The 19,909-nt window shown below is 63.3% G+C and carries 12 protein-coding genes; 4 read left to right on the top strand and 8 right to left on the bottom strand.

Annotated elements, in window-relative coordinates; all coding sequences use genetic code 11:
* Positions 1-58: 58 nt before the first annotated feature.
* A complete protein-coding gene (locus ACVOMB_RS04190; RefSeq protein WP_481530015.1) occupies positions 59-523 on the bottom strand; it encodes an RcnB family protein in 465 nt (154 codons plus the stop codon).
* 760 nt (positions 524-1,283) lie between these two features.
* Positions 1,284-3,143, bottom strand: coding sequence for a glycoside hydrolase family 9 protein (locus tag ACVOMB_RS04185; RefSeq protein WP_481530014.1), 1,860 nt, complete (start codon positions 3,141-3,143; stop codon positions 1,284-1,286).
* Between the two features lie 132 nt (positions 3,144-3,275).
* Here ACVOMB_RS04185 and ACVOMB_RS04180 point away from each other — a divergent pair, with 132 nt between their 5' ends.
* From ACVOMB_RS04180 to ACVOMB_RS04165, 4 genes are all read left to right on the top strand, one after another.
* A complete protein-coding gene (locus ACVOMB_RS04180) occupies positions 3,276-4,526 on the top strand; it encodes an ROK family transcriptional regulator (protein WP_481530013.1) in 1,251 nt (416 codons plus the stop codon).
* A gap of 60 nt (positions 4,527-4,586) precedes the next feature.
* Positions 4,587-5,534, top strand: coding sequence for a carbohydrate kinase family protein (locus tag ACVOMB_RS04175; protein ID WP_481530012.1), 948 nt, complete (start codon positions 4,587-4,589; stop codon positions 5,532-5,534).
* 16 nt (positions 5,535-5,550) lie between these two features.
* On the top strand, positions 5,551-6,768 hold the full coding sequence (locus ACVOMB_RS04170; RefSeq protein WP_481530011.1) for an MFS transporter: 1,218 nt from the start codon (positions 5,551-5,553) through the stop codon (positions 6,766-6,768).
* A 67-nt stretch (positions 6,769-6,835) separates the two neighbouring features.
* Positions 6,836-9,505 (top strand): TonB-dependent receptor, encoded by a 2,670-nt coding sequence (locus ACVOMB_RS04165; protein WP_481530010.1) that lies wholly within the window; start codon positions 6,836-6,838, stop codon positions 9,503-9,505.
* A gap of 212 nt (positions 9,506-9,717) precedes the next feature.
* On the opposite strand, the gene ACVOMB_RS04160 is transcribed toward ACVOMB_RS04165, so the two are convergent.
* The 6 genes from ACVOMB_RS04160 to ACVOMB_RS04135 form a co-directional block, all read right to left on the bottom strand.
* A complete protein-coding gene (locus tag ACVOMB_RS04160) occupies positions 9,718-11,229 on the bottom strand; it encodes a beta-N-acetylhexosaminidase (RefSeq protein WP_481530009.1) in 1,512 nt (503 codons plus the stop codon).
* Between the two features lie 301 nt (positions 11,230-11,530).
* Positions 11,531-12,973, bottom strand: coding sequence for an amidohydrolase (locus ACVOMB_RS04155; protein ID WP_481530008.1), 1,443 nt, complete (start codon positions 12,971-12,973; stop codon positions 11,531-11,533).
* Between the two features lie 17 nt (positions 12,974-12,990).
* Positions 12,991-14,820 (bottom strand): amidohydrolase family protein, encoded by a 1,830-nt coding sequence (locus tag ACVOMB_RS04150; RefSeq protein WP_481530007.1) that lies wholly within the window; start codon positions 14,818-14,820, stop codon positions 12,991-12,993.
* On the bottom strand, positions 14,817-15,821 hold the full coding sequence (locus ACVOMB_RS04145) for a FecR family protein (RefSeq protein WP_481530006.1): 1,005 nt from the start codon (positions 15,819-15,821) through the stop codon (positions 14,817-14,819). The genes ACVOMB_RS04150 and ACVOMB_RS04145 overlap by 4 nt, the downstream gene beginning before the upstream one ends.
* A complete protein-coding gene (locus tag ACVOMB_RS04140) occupies positions 15,805-16,392 on the bottom strand; it encodes an RNA polymerase sigma factor (RefSeq protein ID WP_481530005.1) in 588 nt (195 codons plus the stop codon). The genes ACVOMB_RS04145 and ACVOMB_RS04140 overlap by 17 nt, the downstream gene beginning before the upstream one ends.
* 52 nt (positions 16,393-16,444) lie before the next feature.
* On the bottom strand, positions 16,445-19,798 hold the full coding sequence (locus ACVOMB_RS04135) for a TonB-dependent receptor (protein ID WP_481530004.1): 3,354 nt from the start codon (positions 19,796-19,798) through the stop codon (positions 16,445-16,447).
* Positions 19,799-19,909 lie beyond the last annotated feature (111 nt).

Here is a 19,909-nt window from a genome sequence, read left to right as displayed (position 1 = left end):
GATCGCGGGCCACACGCGGCGCAACTATCCGCCCCCACGGGCGGGCTGGCAGGGCGTGTCAGATGAACCGGTCGTAGACCGTCTGCACGATTTCGCCGTTTGCAGTGCTGATCAAAATCGCATCCGGCCCATAGCGGACCCACTCATAACCGAACGGTGGGGCGTCCAGACCGAACAGCCAGAAGTCGCCCAGTATGTAATCGTCTTCCCAGAACGGGCCCGGCAGGATTTCGCCGTAATGCCAGCGGCGATACTCGTAGCCCTTCGGTGGGTGGTAAGGGCCAATACGTAGCGGCCCCTCGGCGCGGAAATTGTGGCGGTAATCGTCACCGATCTTTGCTGGTCGATCCTCGATGCCGCGTGGCCGCTCCATGCGGGTGTATCCCAACGGCGCACGCATCTGCTCGATACGAGGACCACCTGCGTCCGGCCGGCTCTCGGCGCTGGCGACGGCCCCCAGCAAGGGCGTCGCCAGCAAGGCGGTCCACAGGATGCAACGGGACCACCGGGGTGAATTTTTCATAACTCGTCCTTTCTACGGGAGTGGATGAAGAACCTTTCCCTGGCAAGCGTTGCAAGCAGCGTCAATCAATACGAACCGGCAGACCTGCTTGGGCGCGCCACACATCACCATCGCTCGATACCGCACCCCGCGGCTCCCGCCAGGAGGGAGCCTGCACATGCATTTACGCCTCCCCCCGTTTAGCCTTTGTCAACGTGCGCACCGGGGGTATTGGCCATGCAATCCACGCCCGGAGCGTCAGCGGAGCCCTTGCGAGACAGTCGGGCACGATCACTGACGAATGATCCGCGGCGCGGCAGGGCTGCTCTGTCGCAATGGCCCATGCCTGGAAAATCAGAATGCTGCCCCCTTAGGCGGAACAGAGCCGCCCGGGTGCGAGCCAAGAAGCGCCGCCCGCTCGGTTTCTTTTTGCGGGAGCGGCGTAAGCCGCGAAGCTGACCTTGCAAAAACCGGTGGCACCCGTGCCCTCTGCTGGTCAGCGTGCTTCGCGGCTTACGCCGCTCCCACCACAAAAAAATCCGATGCCAGAGGTCTGGCATCGGATTCTGGATGACTCGAATGCTCAAGTGAACAGCATCACGCTGATGAGCAGGCGTTGGTCCAACAATTTATCGGTAAGGCTATTCCGCTCTTACCGGCACGCTGTGACGGGCAAAGCGCTGGAGCAGCCGATGCTTTGGCAGGGACCCGCATGCCCAAGTCATCAATACGCTCAGTACCCGGAGCCAATACATAACCACTCCCACTGAAAGTTGCCAACTCAGCCTTCGCTAGTCGCCATCACCGCGAACAGCATCCAGGTCGTATGCGGAATCCACTGCTCCACCCAGCGCCACTGCTCCGAGTCCGGGCCAGGTGCAAAGCTGATGCCAGCACCGCGATCACTGCCCGGCGCACCGGTAATGCCGTTGGAGATGCCGCCGACGAACATCTCACCAGCACTCTCCATCACGATCGGCGGGTTCTTCTGGCCGAAGCCGTAGAGCATGGAGATGCCGTAGGGGTTGCGGCCCAGCGTCCAGTCGAGCTGGTCCTGCGCGTAGCGGGCGCGATCGGCAGACACGCCATAACCGGCAACGCCGTGCGCCGCCAGCTTGCGGCTACCGATGACCATCGCCGCACTGAGCGAGGCCAGGCGCGCGCTTTCACCCTGCCACCAATAGCCGGTTTCATTCCGATGCGGGATGAAGAACCCCTCCATTACCTCGCCTGCGGCCTTGCCATCCTGGGTCAGCTGGAAGCGCTGGCGCGCATAACCGTAGGGGTTGGCAACCGACTGGGTGATGGCCAACTCATGCTTCAGCGCCGAGCCGATCGCCTGCAGCGCGCGCTCACGTCGCGCCTGTTCCGGCTCGATGTCGACATAGGCGGACAGGCTGATCACCGGCAAACCTGCCTCGGCGGCGTGATAGTACGGCCGGCTAGCGCCGTCGCTGATGAAGCCACCATCGGCCTGCTGCCGCCCGATCAAGCTGGCGGCACGCATACGTGCATCATCCAGATAGCGCTGCGCACCGGTAGCGTTGTGCAACTCCACCAACGCCATCAGCGCGGTGTAGTCGTCGATGATATTTTCCCTGCCATCGGCACCGTACTGCGGATTGAACTTGCGCAGGTGCGCATACGCGCGCTCCGCGTCGGCAAGATACTGCGCACCATCAAACTCGCCGTGCCGGCCGGACTGCTTGGCCAGCATGGACGCCCGCGCCAGCGCAGCAATGGCCATGCCGCCGCCGGCACGGAATGCAGAGCGGTACAGCGTGGTGTAGGTCCCGGCGATGCCCTCGTAGCCGGTGACCATGCGCTCGGCACCTGGCGTCCCCCACTGGTCGAACACCGTGGTGTAGAAGTAGCCCTCGGCATCGAGGATGCGGTGCAGATAGTCCGCGCCCCAGAACGCCTCGTCCTCGACCTGCGTCTGCAGCCCTTGCGCGGCGAAAAGCCCCTTGCGCGCATGTGCGCCATAGGCCAATACCCAGGCCGCCATCGAGGCCTGCTGCGGATTGAAATAATTTGCATAGCCCAGGTGCGACAGGTACTTACCCTTGTCGCCGCCCGCATCCTGCCAGCCGCCCCAGACATTGACCTTGCGCGAAGTCTGGAAAATACGGATGTTGCGGTCGGCGTCATCGGTGTGGCGGCTGCGCTTGAAATAGCCCAGCAACTGCGCCCCGCTGGTGGCAAAAACGGCGTTGTCACGCACCGGTACCGTTGCCGACTGCGCATACTGCTTACCGATGCGCACATCCACCTGATACTGACCTGCCTGCTCGGCATCGGAGAAGTCGGCACTGAAGTAACGCTTGCCGGGGCTCCATTCGGTGAACGACGGCAAGGCCTGCAACTTGCCACTGCGGACCTGCTTGCCATCGCGCAGCACGGTATAGCTGCCCTCGTCCGCGTCGCCTGCATATTCGACGATGGCGAGCTTCGGCCCGCGCCGCTCCAGCGCCACCTGGTTGACCTGCACCAGCAGCGGTTCGGTTGGCAGACTCACCGATACGGTGGTCTTCGGTTCCGCCGCAAAGGCCGTAGGCGACTGCATCAGGCCAGACAGGGCCAGCGCCAAGGCGGCCACCACGAGAACTCCGGTCTTGCGGGAATGCGGCAAAGCGGTCATCGGCACGGTTCCGGATAGACTAGGCATCGCAAGTTAGCCATGCAGCCACCTGTCGTCAATAAATACTTCACATGGATGTATGAATAATACAGGTATCTCCCCTCCCCTTATGCTCAAGCGGTTTCAACGCCTATGAATATTGGCCGCGGCGCCACCCAGCAATCCAGCGCCCCCTATAACCGCCGCCTCGTGCTGGATTTCATCCGCCAGCAGGGCGCAGCTTCGCGCAAAGACATCCAGGAAAAGGTCTCACTCAGTCCGCAGACGGTGGCCAACATCACCAATGAGCTGGAGTCGATCGGGCTGATCGTCTCGCGCCGGCAGAAGGACCTCAAAACCCGCGGCCAGCCGCCCATCGCCTTCGAGATCAACCCCGACGCCGGCCAGTCGATCGGCATCAGCCTCGAGCCAGGCCGCGCCTCCGGCGCCCTGGTCAACCTGGTGGGCCAGATCGACGCACGCTGCGAGGTGCAGCTGCAGGGGTGCGATCGTACCCAGCTGCTCGCCGGCCTGATGGAGCTGGTGGCCAACCTGCGCAAACAAGCCAGCGCCCGCCTCTGGGGCATCGGCGTCGCCCTGCCCGGCCCACTCGGCGACACCGAACTGAGCTTCGTCGGCCCCACTGCGCTGGAAGGCTGGAAGGACCTGTCCATCCTTGACCAGCTACAGGAAGCCACCGGCCTGCCACTGTTCCACAGCGTCGACAGCGTTGCCGGCGCGCTGGGCGAGACCCTGTACGGGGTTGCCAAGCACCTGGACAACTTCTTCTACCTGCACCTGAGCATGGGCCTGGGCGGCTCACTGATCGTCGGCCGCAACACCTACCGCGGCGCCGACGGCAACGCCACCGAGATCGGCCACGTGCCGGTCGTCCCCGGCGGCACGCCCTGCTATTGCGGCAACCAGGGCTGCCTGGAACGCTACTTGTCACTGCATTCGCTTGCCGAAGCACTGGGCATGGACGACGGCCAGATCCGCACCCCGAACCTGCTCGACCGCTTGGACGACCCCAACGATCTTCCCTTGCAGCACTGGTGCCAGCAGGCTGCCCAGCGCCTGCGCGATGCCATCTGCATGATCGAGAACATGCTCGACCCGCAGACCATCGTCATCGGCGGCTCCGCCCCGCAGAAGCTGGTGCAGCGCCTGGTCAACCTGGCCCAGCCACTGCACCGCTCGGTACGCGGCCGGCCCGCGCCGGAATTGCCGCGGGTAATGATCTCCAAGCACGAAGAAGACTGCTCATTGCTGGGCGCGGCGGTCCTGCCCATCCATGGACTGCTTTCGCCGCGACTTGAAGGCGTGCAGAAGGACGATCAAGTCGAAGTACAGGCAGCCGAACTCCTCGGCCATCGCCTGGCCAATGGAGGGCGTCGGATTTAATTAAACTTCCACTGGATATTTTTATTGACAGTGCCGATTCGGGGTGCCTATAGTCGCCCCATGACGCAAAATCAGCCCCAGTTCAGCATCATTGGCGATGTCAGCGTGGACCTGGTCCTGGGCACGTTGAATCATTGGCCCCGGATCGGCACCGAACAGCTGCTGCCGCGCAGTGAACTGCGCGCCGGTGGCTCGGCAGCCAACTCCGCCTTGGCCGCGCGCCACCTCGGCCTCAGCCCTCGCCTGATCGGCGCCATCGGCGACGATGACCTCGCCCAATGGCTGCTGCTGCAACTGGCTGGCATCCGCGTCGAACTGCAGACCTGCGCCAGCGACACCACCATGTCGGTCGGCTTGCTGCATGCCGATGGCGAACGCACCTTCTTCACCAGTTGCGGGCATCTGCAGCATCTGGGCCCGGCGTTCGTGACGGAACACCTGCCGCCGGCTGCACCCGGCAGCATCGCCCTGTTTACCGCCCCGTTCCTCCTGCCCGGCCTGCGTGACCACTACGCCCTGCTGCTGGCCCAGGCATCTGCCAAGGGCTACCAGGTTGCGATGGATACCGGTTGGCCGCCGGAGGGCTGGACACCGCAGGTGCTGCAGGAAGTCGAAAGCTGGCTGGCCCATTGCGACCACCTGCTGCTCAACGAGCTGGAGCTGATGAGCATCGCCGGCAACCACGATCTGCAGCACGCCGTGCAGCACGTCGCCCGCATGCTCAAGCCCGGTGCCCAGCTGATCGTAAAGCTGGGCGCTGCCGGAGCACTGGGCCATGCCGATGGCCAAACCACCCGTTACGCCGCCGAGCTGACCCCGGACATCTTCGACACCGTGGGGGCGGGCGACAGCTTCAATACCGGCTACCTCGCCGCCTGTTTGAACCGCGCCAACCTGCACGACGCGCTGGCGGCTGGCTGCCGCACTGCTGCTGCAATCCTGCCGCGTTTTCCCCGCAAGAGTATCGCCGCCGGCGAGCTCTCCCATTGCCTGCAGTCGTATCCCTGACCCCGGAGCCACGACCATGAAGCACCGGCCAGTGATCATCAGTTACATCCTCCTGATCTGGTTCGCGATTTCCTTCATTACCAATTTGATCGGGCCGCTGATGCCGATCGCCATCCAGGACTTCAAGCTGAGCCTGACGATGGCCGGCTTCATGCCGTTCTCTTTCTTCCTCGCCTACGGCTTGATCTCGATCCCCGGCGGCATGCTGATCGAAGTGCGCGGCACCCGCTTCACCCTGTTCGCCGCTTTCGCCCTGAACTTCATCGGTGCCCTGGCCATCGCACTGATGCCGGGCTATGTCTCGGTGGTCGCCGGCCTGTTCGTGATCGGCCTTGGCATGGCGTTGTTGCAGGTGGTGATCAACCCGCTGATGCGCACCGCCGCAGGTGAACAACATTTCGCTTTCTTCTCGGTGATGGCGCAGCTGGTATTCGGCCTGGCCTCGTTCCTTAGCCCGCTGGCGTTCCGCCTGTACATGCAGCAACCGGGTGTTGAAGGCCAACCACTGGCCTGGCTGAACTTCTATTGGTACTTCAGTGCCGCCTTCGTGCTGCTGGCCATGCTCAACTACAGGCTGCCGTTACCGGCAGTGGAACTGCAGGACGACGAGCGCGCCGGCAGCCGCGAGGCCTATCGCAGCCTGCTGCGACGCCGCGATGTGCGTCTGTTCTTCCTCGCCATCGTTGCCTATGTCGGCACCGAACAGTCCATCGCCAACTGGATGTCGCAGTTCCTGCACAGCTACCATGGCATGTCGGCCACCGAACAGGGAGCCATCGCGGTCAGCCGCTTCTGGGGCTTGATGTCGTTGGGCTGCCTGACTGGCCTGGGCTTGTTGAAACTGCTGGATTCAAAAGTGGTGCTGGCGATCTTCTCGACGCTGGCCATCGCCTGCTTTGCGCTCGCCCTTTTCGGCCCTGCAGCCATCTCTCTGTTGGCCTTTCCGGCTGCGGGCTTTTTCTTGTCGGTGATGTTCTCGGTGATCTTCTCGCTGGGATTGAACTCGGTCATCCAACACCACGGCGCATTCTCCGGAATTCTGTGCAGCGGCATTCTCGGTGGCGCCATCGTGCCGCTGTTGATTGGCATCGTTGCCGACCACGTTGGCCTGCGCGCGGGCATGTGCCTGGTCTTCATTCCCCTGTTTTACATCCTCAGCGTCAGTGCTTGGGCCAGGCCGTTGGTACGCAACCAAACCCTGTACTCGCAGAAGAAATCCCCCGCCTCGTCCTGAGCAGGGAACCGCACCAGCCATCGCGCGGGCCTGCCGGCCCAAGTCGCCGTACAACCAGGAGCCAACGATGAAGAAGCATCCCAGCGCTGTTCGACCGACCGGCATCGCTGCCGCGGTGGCAGCCGTATTGATCAGCTGTGCAACTGCGCCGGTACTGGCCCAGTCCAGCACCGCCGATGAAGAAAACAAAGCCAAAACCAGCGACGCCCAGACCACACTGCAGACCGTGCGGGTCTCGGCCACACGCGTCGAATCGGACCTGCTGAAAACGCCGGTGACCGTTACCGCCGTCACCCAGGAAGCACTGACCCGCGAAGGCATCCGCGACGTACGCGGCCTGTCCGGCAGCATGCCCAACCTGCAGATCGCCAATGGTCCGGATTCCGGCGTGCAGGTGAGCATCCGCGGCATCGGCGCCAACAACTTCACCGAGATCGGCGACCCCGCCGTGGGCCTGCATGTGGCCGGCCTGTACTCGCCACGCCCGCAGGGTGCGCTGGCGCTGATGTTCGACGTGGACCAGGTCGAAGTGCTGCGTGGCCCACAAGGCACCTTGTTCGGCCGCAACTCCACCGGCGGCAGCATCAACATCATTCCGGCCAAGCCGCGCTTCGATTCCACCTTCGGCAGCACCGAGCTGGAACTGGGCAGCTACAACCTGCGCCAATTCAACCTGATCCAGAACTTCGCGGTCAGCGAGCGCTTCGCCCTGCGCGTGGCTGCAACCAAAGTCCAGCGCGATGGCTGGATCGACCAGCAGCAGGATTTCACCGATGTGAACATTCCCGAGCGCGGTTTCATCGCCGATGGCATCCCCGATGTGGACCAGCGTCGCAACCGTAAGGTCGATCGCAAAGACTATTACTACAACCGCGACGAATGGGCTGCGCGCATCGCTGCACGCTTCGCCATCACCGACGATGTGGAGTGGCTGCTGTCTTACGAGAAGTTCCAGAACTCTGGTGCCGGCCAGGTGGGCATGAAGGACTGCGATGCCGCCGCCGGTACCCGTTTCGCCTGCCAGGGCGGCAAATGGGACGTGAAAATCAACGTGCCGGGCAAAACCGACATGTCGATCGACACCGTGCGCTCCAATCTCAATTGGTTCCTCAGCGATAGCAACAGCATCGAGTACAGTGTGGCCTTCGCCAGCCAGAAGCGCTCGCAGATTTCCGATGACGACGGCGGCTACCACGAGATTCCGTCGCAGGTCACCGCCACCTTGCCAGTGACCGCGGACGGCGACTGGGGTGTGTGGCCAGTACGCGACAATACCTCCATCACCTTGGATTCCAAGTACAAGTCGTTCGTGCACGAACTGCAGTTCAAGCATCAGGGTGAACGCTTGAACCTGGTCTCCGGCCTGTTCTGGATGCGCGAGAAGAACGCCATCAACTACGCACAGGAAATGCTGGTCAACGCGCCCTTCGGTTTCCCGATCAGTCAGTTCTATCACCAGCCCAACCGCCAGATCGACGCCAAGGCAATCTTCTCGCAGGCCGATTGGCACTTCGCCCCCACCTGGACCGCGACGCTGGGCGCACGTTACAGCCGTGACTCCAAGACCGACCGTGGTGGCCAGGTGTACGGCGGCTGGGATGCCACATCAACCGCCTACTACAACGGCAAGTACGATCCGGGCACACCGGGCACGCCCGGCTTCCGTCCTCACAACGGCCGCGATCTGACCGAGCAGATGGGGCCATACGGCGGCATCGATGCGTACAAGCTGTGGGGTCCGCCTGCACAGAACGACCACTCCGACTCCTGGAACAAGTTCACCTACCGCCTCGGTCTGACCAAGGACCTCTCCGACGACGAGATCCTGTTCACCTCGCTGTCCACTGGCTACAAGGCCGGCGGCTTCGGCGACAAGGACGATATCTGCGGCGGCAAGGACTGCCTCGAAGGCCCTGCCGGTCCGCAGTATTCCTTCTTCCCGTACAAGCCGGAGACCATCACCAACCTGGAGATCGGCTACAAGGGGCTGCTGTTGGACAAGCGCCTGAGCCTGTCGGTCACCGCCTTCTACAGCCGCTACAAGGACATGCAGGTCACCGGTGACTTCTACGCTGCCAAGGTCCACGTCAACGAACCCTGCCCCGATTGGGACCCGACCTGCGACGTGATCAAGAAGTGGCAGACGGTGAACGTCGGCACGGTCGACATCCCCGGCCTGGAAGTGGAAGTGGACTACCTGCCCACTCCCAACACCCGCATCGGCGGCTTCTTCTCGTACATCAACAGCAAGATCAAGGACTACCCGACCTTCAGCGACGAGTGGAACTGCGGCGTGCGCGAGGAGTTTGGCGCGGTGCCCTGCCCGGAACCCTACACCGGCCCGGACCCGACCTTGGCCGGCCGCCAGATCTACGACATCACTGGCAACCACCTGCCGATGACGCCGAAGTTCACCGCTGGCGTCAACGTCTCCCATACCTTCAAGTTCGGCAATGGCTATGAGCTGGTGCCATGGTTCAACCTCAAGTGGCAGGACAAGATGTACTTCACCTTGCGCAACATCGACAACCCGCACATCTCCGACGGCCAGAAGGCGTACGCAACTGTTGATGCGAGCTTGAGCCTGCAGTCGCCCTCGTTCTGGCGTGCCGAGCTGTACATACTCAACGCCACCGACAAGATGACCAAGAACTGGGCAGACGATGCCGGCGGTTTCATCCGCGCCTACTGGAACGACCCGCGTACCGTGGGCCTGCGCGTTCGCTTCGATTACTGAGGCCTGCGCGACTCCCTGCCAATCCTCTCTTCAAGCCAGGGGATTGGGAAAGCGCTCGGATTTGGTTGGGCGGGAACATGCACATCCAAACGCCTGCCAATCCAGTGCCGCAAACCACCCGCAAGGGTGGTTTTGCTTTTTCACCCGCCGGCAAGCGGAACCAGATGATCGCATAGGTCAAGCGCAGCTCGCGTAAGCGCTGCGCGGACTCCTCACTCGCGCTTCGCCCACCCAAGATCCGGCTCCGGATGGTAGTGCACGCCCATCGCATCGAGCTGCGGACGCAGCGCGCCCATGCGTTGCACGAAGCCCGCATAGCTACGTTGTCCCGCCGGACTCCAGGCAAGCTCAGCCACTGCCGCCAAACGCGGCCACAGGCGAGCATCCGCCGCCGCATCCGTATGCACGAATTCCGTCCACAACGCTGCCTCGATACCGACCGCCGTCTTGAACGGCGCCGGGTCGAAACTATAGGTGCGCTTCAGCGGCACACCCTCCGCGCGGCACCAATCTGCACCGGGCTGGCCGGCGTAGTTGCCATGGTCGATGTAGACATACGAGCAAGGCGAAAGAATCAGTGGGTGCCCCTTGGCGACCGCAGCATCGATGGCATAGCCGTCATTCCACAGCTGTAGCAAGGCAGTGGGCTTCATCTCTGCAACCGAGCCTTCTTCCCAGATAACAGGAGTGCGCCCCATCTCATCCACCATCGCAGCAGTACGCCCGACAAAATCGGCGTAGAGCGGATGCTTTATCTCGTCACCACCGATGTGGATTTCCTTGGAAGGAAAGATCGCCACCACCTCTTCCAACACATTGCGGACGAAGGGATAGACAACCTCAGGCTTCTCCAGGCAGAACACGCTGAAACCCACCTCCACGCCCGCGTACGTGGACAGGTTTTTGGTATCGGCGCAGGCCAGCTCGTTGTACGAAGCCAGTGCAGCCTGCACATGCCCAGGCATATCAATCTCCGGCACGATGGTGACGCCGCGCGCCTGCGCATAAGCCACCAGGTGCTTCAGCTGCTCCTGCGTGTAGTAACCGGCGCGTCCACCTTCCACCGCGCTGCCGCCGCCGATCTCCACCAGCTTCGGGTAGCGCTTGATCTCGATACGCCAGCCCTGATCGTCAGTCAGGTGCAGGTGCAAGCGGTTCAATTTGAACAGCGCCATGCGGTCGATGTGCTTTTCCAGGTACTCAACCGGCAGGAAGCTCCTGGCCACATCCAATGAGATACCGCGCCAGCGATAGGTCGGCACATCGTTGATCACCACATGCGACAGCCGATAGTCCGCCTGGGCGACCGCCGGCAACAACTGGCGCAGGGTCTGCACCCCGTACAGCAGACCGGTATCGGTCCGTGCACTCAGGCGGATGGCGTCGTCCACTACCAGCCGGTAGCCCTCATCGCCCAATGCAGGGTCATCGACCAGTTGCAGACGGATGGAGGCTGCCGCCGCATCATCGATACCGATGCCTAACGTTGCCAGCAGCTCCTGCACCGCACGGCCCGCATTGGCTGCAGCCGCGTCGTCCTTCAGCGACACCGCGCCGGAAATCCTCAGCTCGCCGGAACCAACTTCCATGGATTGCGGAATGGGCACGACATGCGTCAACGGCGCCTTCGTTTCAACCACCGCAGCAGGACGCTGATCGCATCCGGTACCGACAACGGCAACCAGGCAGAGCAACAGGAATTCAAGCTTGAAGGGTAGCTTCATAGCGACAGGCAATCGGCAGGGACATCCCTGCATCATGCACAGTTCTAGCCGCTGCGGCCATTGGCAGCAACCAGCAGCTGCCAGGCGGATCAACGCCCCGATCAAGGCAGACCCACGCCCAGCATCCTCAACCTCAGAACCACGGTTCGTGCTGGGAACACGAGCGGCGACCCGATGGAGGGGATCGGGCCGCCGCCCGAGGAGCGATGGGCTACCCAGCAACATCACTCCGAACTCAACAGTGCCTATCCGGCGGTGAAGCCCACGTCGAGCTCGCATTTCAGTCCGGCGACAGCGCGCCTCAGTCCTTCGACTTGCGCCGGTAGTCCAACGGCGGTGCATCCCGCTGCAGCAGCGGCACATAGCGGAAGCCTGCGCCGCGGCGCTCGTCGAACTCCTGCTTGGCCTTGGCTACAAATTCCGGCGACTGCAGCAGCTGTACGCCGGCCAAGGCCAGTACCTTGGCTGCGTTCAACGCGCCTTTGGCGCCGATCGACATGCCCGAAGCCGCTACTGCCTGCCAGCTGTGCGCCGGGGTTCCGGGCACCCAGGTGGCTGTGCTGATGCCAACCGTGGGGACGTTCCAGCTGACGTCACCAACGTCGGAGGATGCGCTGCCCGCCAGATCCGCGCGGTACGGTTGCAGCTGCGTAGCCTCCTGCAGGTCCGGACGCTTTTCCAGACTCTCCTGCAGCTTCTTCGCAAACGTCTGCTCGGCCGCGTCGTACTGCACGCCGCCAACCTGCTGCAACGCAGCCTGCATCACCTGCCCCAGCGTGTCGTTAGGCAACAGCGAGTACACACCACCGGTAGGCTCGAATTCGACCTTGGTGCCGGTGCCCATGGCCGCGCCCTCGGCCGCCTTCTGCAGGCGCTCGATAACATCGCGCACCACCGCGGGGTCGGTGTGACGCACGTAGTAGTAGGCTTCGGCTGCATCAGGCACCACGTTGGGTGCGGCGCCACCGTTGCTGATCACGTAGTGGATGCGGGTCCCGTCGGGCACGTGCTCGCGCATCAGGTTGGCCATGTAATTGAAGGCTTCCACACCATCGAGCGCGGAACGGCCGCGCTCGGGGGCGATGGCCGCATGCGCCGCGCGACCGTGGAAACGAAACTTGCCGCTGATGTTGGCCAGGCTGGTGCCTTGTGCAGCGGAGTTCTCGTCGGACGGATGCCAATGCAGCACCACGTCTACGTCGTCGAACAGACCGGCCTTTGCCATGTAAACCTTCCCGGAGCCGCCCTCTTCCGCGGGTGTTCCGTACAGGCGCACCTCGCCCGCCGTGCCGGTCTGCTGCATCCATTGCGCCAGGGCGCGGGCTGCACCCACCGATGCCGCACCAAACAGATTGTGTCCGCAGGCCTGACCGGCATCCTGACCGGCGATGAGGCTGCGCACCGGCTCGGCTGCGTAAGCCATGCCGGGCAGCGCATCCATTTCCGCCAGCAGCGCAATCACTGGACCTTTGTTACCACTACGGAAGCTTGCGACGAAGGCGGTCGGCATGCCAGCGACATTGGCCTGGATGCGGAAGCCCGCTTGCTGCAGCTCCTGCTGCAGCAAGGCCGACGATGCGTGCTCCAGATAACCCAGCTCGGGTTGCTGCCACAGTTGCTTGCCGACCTCGGCCTGGCGCTGCGCATAGGAATCCACGCTACTGATCACATCTGCGGCAAGCGTGGCTCCTGCCAGCGGCAACAGTGCGGCCAACAAAGTGGCGCGCAAATAACGATTCTTCATCCGGCCGCTCTCGTACATCAATAGAAACTGACGTTGTCGATCTCAAACCACAGCTTGCTACCCGGTTCACCGCTGCCGGAGAACACCAGTTGCTGCAGGTCATCGCCCTTCCACACCGCCGCTGGCGCCTTGGCGCGGTACGGCGGCTGGCCTTGCAATGCAGTGAACGGGATCTCCACCGTCTGCCATTGCGCCCCGGCCTGCAACGGTGCAATGAAGCGGCGATTGCCCAGCGCTCGCACCTCCAGTCGCAGTTCTGGTGCGCTGCCGCGCAGCTCCAGCCGAATACCGTGATAGGCGCGCACATCCACCGGCGCTACCGAACCGCGGCTCAACGGCAGGATCGCTGCGGCGAACGCAGAGTCCTTGCTGGACAGCTTGGCTTGGGTCGCAAGTGCGTTGCCGCCGGTCTCGCGCGCGACCACTTCGGTGACCTGCGCGGTACGGTCGTTGCCGCCGTCGGCTTCGTCAACGCGTAGCGTGTCCAGAGCGGTACGGCCATCGGCGCGTTCGAAGTCATCGACCAACGCCTGTACCGGTTGCGCAGGCAAGGCCAGCGCCTTGTTGCCTGCAGGCAGCACCGCCCCCTTGCCCTGCACCTGCCGGCCAGCAACATAGACCTGCTGGGTGTTGCGGACGTCGCCAATGCTCTCCCACGGGCGACCGCGCACCAGCAATAGATCCGCGCGCTTGCCAATCTCGATGCTGCCGCGATCAGTCACGCCCAGCGCTTTGGCGCTGGCCGAAGTTCCTGCCAGCAATGCCTCGCTCGGCGTCAAGCCGGCCTGCACCAGCAGCTCAAGCTCGCGCAGGGTTGAGGTGCCATGCGGCGTACCGGTCATGCCAGCATCGGTACCGACCACCACCGGAATGCCGGCATCGTGCAGCGTTTTGACGTTGCGCAACGCGTTGGCGAAGTTCTGCTCGCGCTGGGCCAACACATCGGGCTTGCCATTGTTGCGGCCACTGCCATCCACACGCTCGGGCAGATACACCGCCAGCGATGGTGCGTAGGCGGTGCCGTGCTCGCGCATCAACGCGATCAACTCGGCATCAACCGCACCGTCCTGCACGCTGTGCGCGATGACGTCCACGCCGGCCCGCGCCGCGGCCTTGCCGCGCTTGACCATCACCGTATGGGTGAAGACCTTGAGGCCGTTCTTGTGGGCTTCGTCGACCAGCGCGGTGAGGGTTTCCTCGTCCATGCTGCTGTTGTCGGCTGCATTGGAATAGCGCCAGCCGTCCGTGAAGGCCTTGATGAAGTCCGGTTTGTAGGCGGCTACCGCGCGCACGCCAGCACGCGCGGCCTCGGGAGAGTTCACCCAGCGCGTGGTGTTCTCGTCACCCCAGTCCGCGCCGTGACCCAGCGGCGTACTCATGCGCGCGGCGAACTTGACGTCGGGTGCGGCAATCGAGGCCAGCCATGCGCGGCGTGGCGCGTAGGCCTCCGGCGGCTCGTGGAAATCGCTGACCGTGGTGACGCCGGCCGCCATGTAGAGGTTCGCTACCTGCGGCAATTCCGAAGGCGTGGCGTTCGGCGTCCAGTGCGTGTGCAGATCGAACAGACCCGGCAGCAACGCCTGGCCACGCGCATTGACCAGGCGTACGCCCTTGGGGGCCGCCAGCTCGGCACCGATGGCGGCGATATGGCCGTCCTCGACCAGCACACTGGCTGCATAAGGTGCGCGACCGGTGCCATCGAACACCATGGCGTCACGGATCAACAAGGCCTTGTCGCCGGCAGTAGCGGCAACGCTGGCCTGCCCAGCCCCCAGTAATGCAGCGGTGAGCGCTGCCAAGGCGAAACCACGCTTGCTGTTGTAGTGCATGTCTTTATCCGGATTCATTGCATGGACCGCGCCGTATGCGGCGCAGCATCTGGGGAGCTCAGCCGCACCCCGTCTCCGCGCTGCTGCACCACCAGGCCCAGGCTCAGCGCAACGCTGTTGGCAAAGCCGCGCGGGTCACTGGCCGAATACAAGCCAACGATGCGACGACTGCCAACCAGCGGGTCGTCGATGACGATGCGGGTATCGCTGTAACGCAGGAACTGCGCCGCTGCAACCGACAAGGTATCGCCGTTGAACGACAACATGCCCTCGCGCCAAGCCAGTTGTTGATTCACATCATCCGTCGGCACTGCCTCGATGCGAATGCCATGGCTGCGATTGGCCAGCGCGCGGTAGTTGGCAACCAGCCGTGTTGGCGCGACTGCGCCCTTGGTATCGGTCACATCGACGATACCTTCGCGCACCAGCACTTCCACCCCGCCACTGCGACGTTCGGTAAGGCTGACCGCAAAGCTGGTGCCGACCGCCGTCACATCGGTCTCTTCGGCGCGCACCACGAACGGGCGCTGCGGGTTCTTGGCCACATCAAACAAGGCCTCGCCCTGCAACAACTGGATATCGCGGCGGGTAGCGCTGAACTGCACGCGCACCTGCGAATCGGAGTCCAGCGTAATCGCCGAGCCGTCCTGCAGCGGCACGCGCAGGATCTCACCCTTGCGGGTGGCGAAGTACTCGCCTCCATCGTCCTGGCGTTGCACGCCGATGGCGAGCACGCCAACCACGGCGGCCAGGCCAACTGCCCAGCGCAGTACGCGCCGCGCCCGTTGTGGCGCGCGGGCGGTAAAGGCGCGATCCATTTCGCCAGCCGACAACGCCTGGGCGCGGTCGGTGCGTGCCAGCACCGCGTGGGCGCGGGCATAAGCGCCGAAGTGGCGCGTATCGGCTTCCAGCCAAGCATCACGTTGCGCACGTTCCTCCACCGTTAATTGCGCGCGGTCCTCGCGCGCCACCCAACTGGCGGCTACATCATCAATACTCGCATCAGCGCCGACGCGCATGCCTTGCTCCTTCCGCGGCGAACCGCTCACTACTCTTCTGCAATACGTCGTCATCACGCTTCATCGAATCCATCAATACCCGGATTCCCTTGCAGATGTGTTTCTCCACGGTGTTCTCGCTGATCTGCATGCGCTCGGCTATCTCGCGCTGCGAGTAGCCTTCCACACGCCGCAGCACGAACGCCTGCCGACACTTGTCCGGCAGGCTCTCGATCAAGGCGCCTATGCGCGCCAGTTCCTGTCTTGATGAGGCCATCCTTTCCGGGCTTACTTCGTCGCCAACGATGGCCACGCGGTCGATTTCGGCCACCGCCTCGATCGACACCACCTGCGCACGCCGCAACTGCTGCAGCACCACCGAGTGAGCGACCGAGTAGACATAGGCCTTGGGCTGCAGGATGTGCGATACGTCCGCCATCCCGGCGAGGATCGCGTAAGTCTCCTGGATCACGTCATCCACGTCCTGGCGCAGCGACAGGCGTCGCCGCAGCCAGTCCCGCAATGCGGGCTCGCAAGGCAATATGTGCTCGGCCAACCAGCCGGCACGCTCCCGCGCAAGCGCCGCGTTCATCGCAGCACCTGCCCGGCTCCCGCCGCGTGGCGGAATGGAACGTTTCTATGCATTAGAACGCCTTGCTTACGTTGACGTACCAGTAACGCGGATTGGCCTGGTAGACACCCGACGGGTAACCGAACACGTCGTCGGAGATCGGCGGGCGCTTGTTGGCGATGTTGTTGGCACCGAATTTGACTGCCACGTTGTTGAGCCAACCTTCGCGCGCAAAATCGTATTTGACGAAGGCATTGGCCAGCGTCTGCGACTTCACCGTCCACGGCGTGCCATCGGCCAAGGTCAAGCCGTTCTCAACGTAGGAACTGGCGTAACGCGCGCTCGCACCGACCGACAGCTGCTGGTAACGCCAGGTCAGCGTGCCGGACCATTTCCATTCCGGGTTGCCGCCATTGCCAATCAGATCGCCGCCGCCGGTGATACGGATCGACGGATCAACCAGCCCAGCGGATTTGGCGTCTTCCAATGCCTGCAATGCCGGCGAGCGCTGGCGGTAGAACTCGATCAAATGGGTACCGGTAACCGAGACGTCAAAGCGGCCGATCGCGGTTTCCGGCGAGTTCCAGCTGAAATTGTAATCCACGCCGCGCAGTGTCTGCGGTTCCAGGTTGACGTATTGATCGGTGACGTAAAGCACCTTGCCCGCCGCGTCCAGGCCAGTACCGGCAAAGCGCGCGATATCGTCGGCCGTGGCATCTGCACGGACCACGGCGGCGTTGCTGCCACCCTGCTGGCGCAGCATGTAATCCAGGATCAAAGCATTGCCTTCGCCGAACAGGCCGATGATGCCTTCCTGCTCGTACTTGTAGTAATCGACGGCGAAGGTGAAGCGGCCGTAGTTCTCCGGGATGAAGCGCGGCTGGAACACCAGGCCGGCGCTGGTATTGGTCGAGGTTTCCGGCTTCAGGTCCGGGTTGCCCGAGCGGCGTGCGGTGGTGGAATAGCTATAGCCGCCGCAGTTGGCGAACGCCGGCTGGGTACCGCTGCGCTTGTCCGCTTCGCACTGGATGTAATCAGTGCGGGTATTTGAACGGCTCACTACCGTGGCGTTGATCTGTTCCAGGTTGGGCGCACGGAAGCCCTTGGCCCAGGACGAACGCAGGGTGAGCCCGTCAAATATCTGCCAACCCAATGCAAGCTTGGGCTTGGCGACGTTGCCGAAGTCGTTGTAGCGCTCTGCGCGGCCGGCCAGCTGCAGGTCCAGCGAACGCACCAGCGGGATGTCCATTTCCGGCGACACCAGCGGCACCGAGAACTCGGCGAACAAGCCAGCCACGGTACGCGAACCGTAGGTATCCGGGGTTGGGCTGACGCCGTACATGTCGCTGGGGTATGCAACGCCGGTGATCGCATCGGTGAAGGTCACCGAGCCATCAACACGGGCATCGCGGTCATCGCGCTGGGTTTCGTGGCGCACTTCGACACCGGCGGCCATGCCGACATCGCCGGCCCAGGTCTTGAACAGGTCTGCACGCGAGGCCTTGAAGTCCCACAGGAACAGCTCGGTCTTGCTCTGGCGCTGCGCCTTGTAGAAGAACTGGTCCAGCTTGTCCCAGTCATTGCAGCCGCCACAGAACGGGTTGTAAGCCGATGCGGTGGGATTGGCCAAGGCCTGCTGGAACAGCGACATGCTCACTGCATCCTGGGTGTCCTTGACCTTGGCCGCCGAGTACAGCGCCGCGCTTTCCCAGTCGAAACCGTAGTGGAAGCCACGCAGGCCTGCCAAGGCGCGCACCTGGGTGTTGTTGACCTCGATGCGGGTCGGCCGCTCGAATCGATAGCTGGTAATGGTCACCGGCACGCCGTTGGCGCCGATGTTCAATCCCTGCAGACGATTCGGATTGAGCGTGCCGTCGGGCAGATACATCGCACCAAACGGGTTCCAGTAGTTACTGGCAGCTACCGTCATCGGCAAGGCGGTAATGGTGTTGACGCCGTTCTGCAGGCTATAGGCACGCGAGTTGTAGACGCCTGCCTCGCTGAAGAACGACAGGCCGTTGTCGAAATCATGCTTGCCGGTGACGAACAGGTTTAGACGACGCACGTCCGGGCTTATCGACAATGGGTACTGCCCCTGCTGGTTGTCGCGCAGATTGGCATCGGCACCGGAGGTTGCCTTGCTGCCGGACTGCACGCACAGGCCATCGGCAATGGTCGCCGCACAGCCGCTGTTGCTGGTCGGCTGCACATGGAAGGCACCGGCAGTGGTGGTCAACCAGGTGCCGTTCTTCGACACCCGCGGGCCAACCACGGTGAAGTTGCCCCACGGGCTGTTGGTGTTGCGGTTGTCGGTGCCGGCCAGGCCTTCAAACGGCGTGCCGAGGAAGTCGGCCGCACGGTTGCCGTTCTTGGTCCAGTCCTGGTCCAGCGAGTTCAAACCGGTAGTGTTGTAGTAGTTGAACGCAATGGTGATGTTGGAGCGCAGGTCTTCGGAGTTCTTGCCCCACATGCCGTTCACACCGATATCGCGCAGATCGGTGCCTTCACCGAAACCCCGCTGCACGCTGATGGTGCCGCCGTCCATATCGTCACGCAGCACGTTGTTGACCACGCCGGCCACCGCGTCGGTGCCGTAGATGGCGGCCGCGCCATCCAGCAGCACTTCCACCCGGCGCAGGTTGGCTACCGGCACGGCATTGGCGTTGTAGGTCAACACCGGCACCAGATTGCCGTCGGCCTGGCTGGTGGGATGCACCACGGTGCGACGGCCGTTGATCAGCAGCAAGGTGTTGCCCACACCAAGACCGCGCAGGTTGACCGAGGCGATATCGCCACGGGCGTAATTGGAGCTGTTGCCGCCATTGGTGCCGCTGAACGAGACATCGCCCATCTGCGGAATGGAACGGTACAACTCGTCGCCGGAAACAGCGCCGGTGGCTTCGATCTGCTCGGCCTGCAAGGTTGCTACCGGCAGGATCGCAGCGGTCTTGGCGCCCTTGATCTGGCTGCCGACCACGGTGATCTGGTCCAGCGTACTGACGCTCGGACTGGCTGCCGGCGGCGCTGGTTGAGCGACCTCCGGCTGCACTGCCTGCCCTGCTGCCAGCCCGCCCAGGCCAGACAGCGAGGCCAGCATTGGTGCCGCCGCACGCAGCGTAATGGTGCGGCCGTCATCCGAGGCCACGCTCAGACCAGTACCAGCGAGCAAACGGGCCAGCGCCTGGCGCGGCTCCATCTGCCCCTTCAATTCGGACACTTCAATCCGCTGGGCCCCGCCTGAATGCGCCGGGGCGATGATCTGCACGCCTGCTTGGCGGGCAAATTCGGGCAATACGTCCTCGATGCTGCCTGCTTGCAGATCGAACTGCGGTGGCGCGGCCAGCGCCGGAACGGAAGCGCACAGCGCCACAACTGCCAGACCGCCGCGGATAGCGCTTGCAAGCGGCAACAACTTGAATGAACGCATTGATAAATCCCCAGAAAATGACGCGAATGACGGCAACCTCTGCCCCCTGCATGACTCGATGCATGACCGCGCCGGTTCCGCCATCCCATCGTCATAGTCGCTGATCTGGCC

The sequence above is a fragment of the Stenotrophomonas sp. STEN018 genome (assembly GCF_056760235.1).
Note: the sequence above shows the minus strand (reverse complement) of the source record. Positions and strands in the feature narration are given on the sequence as shown.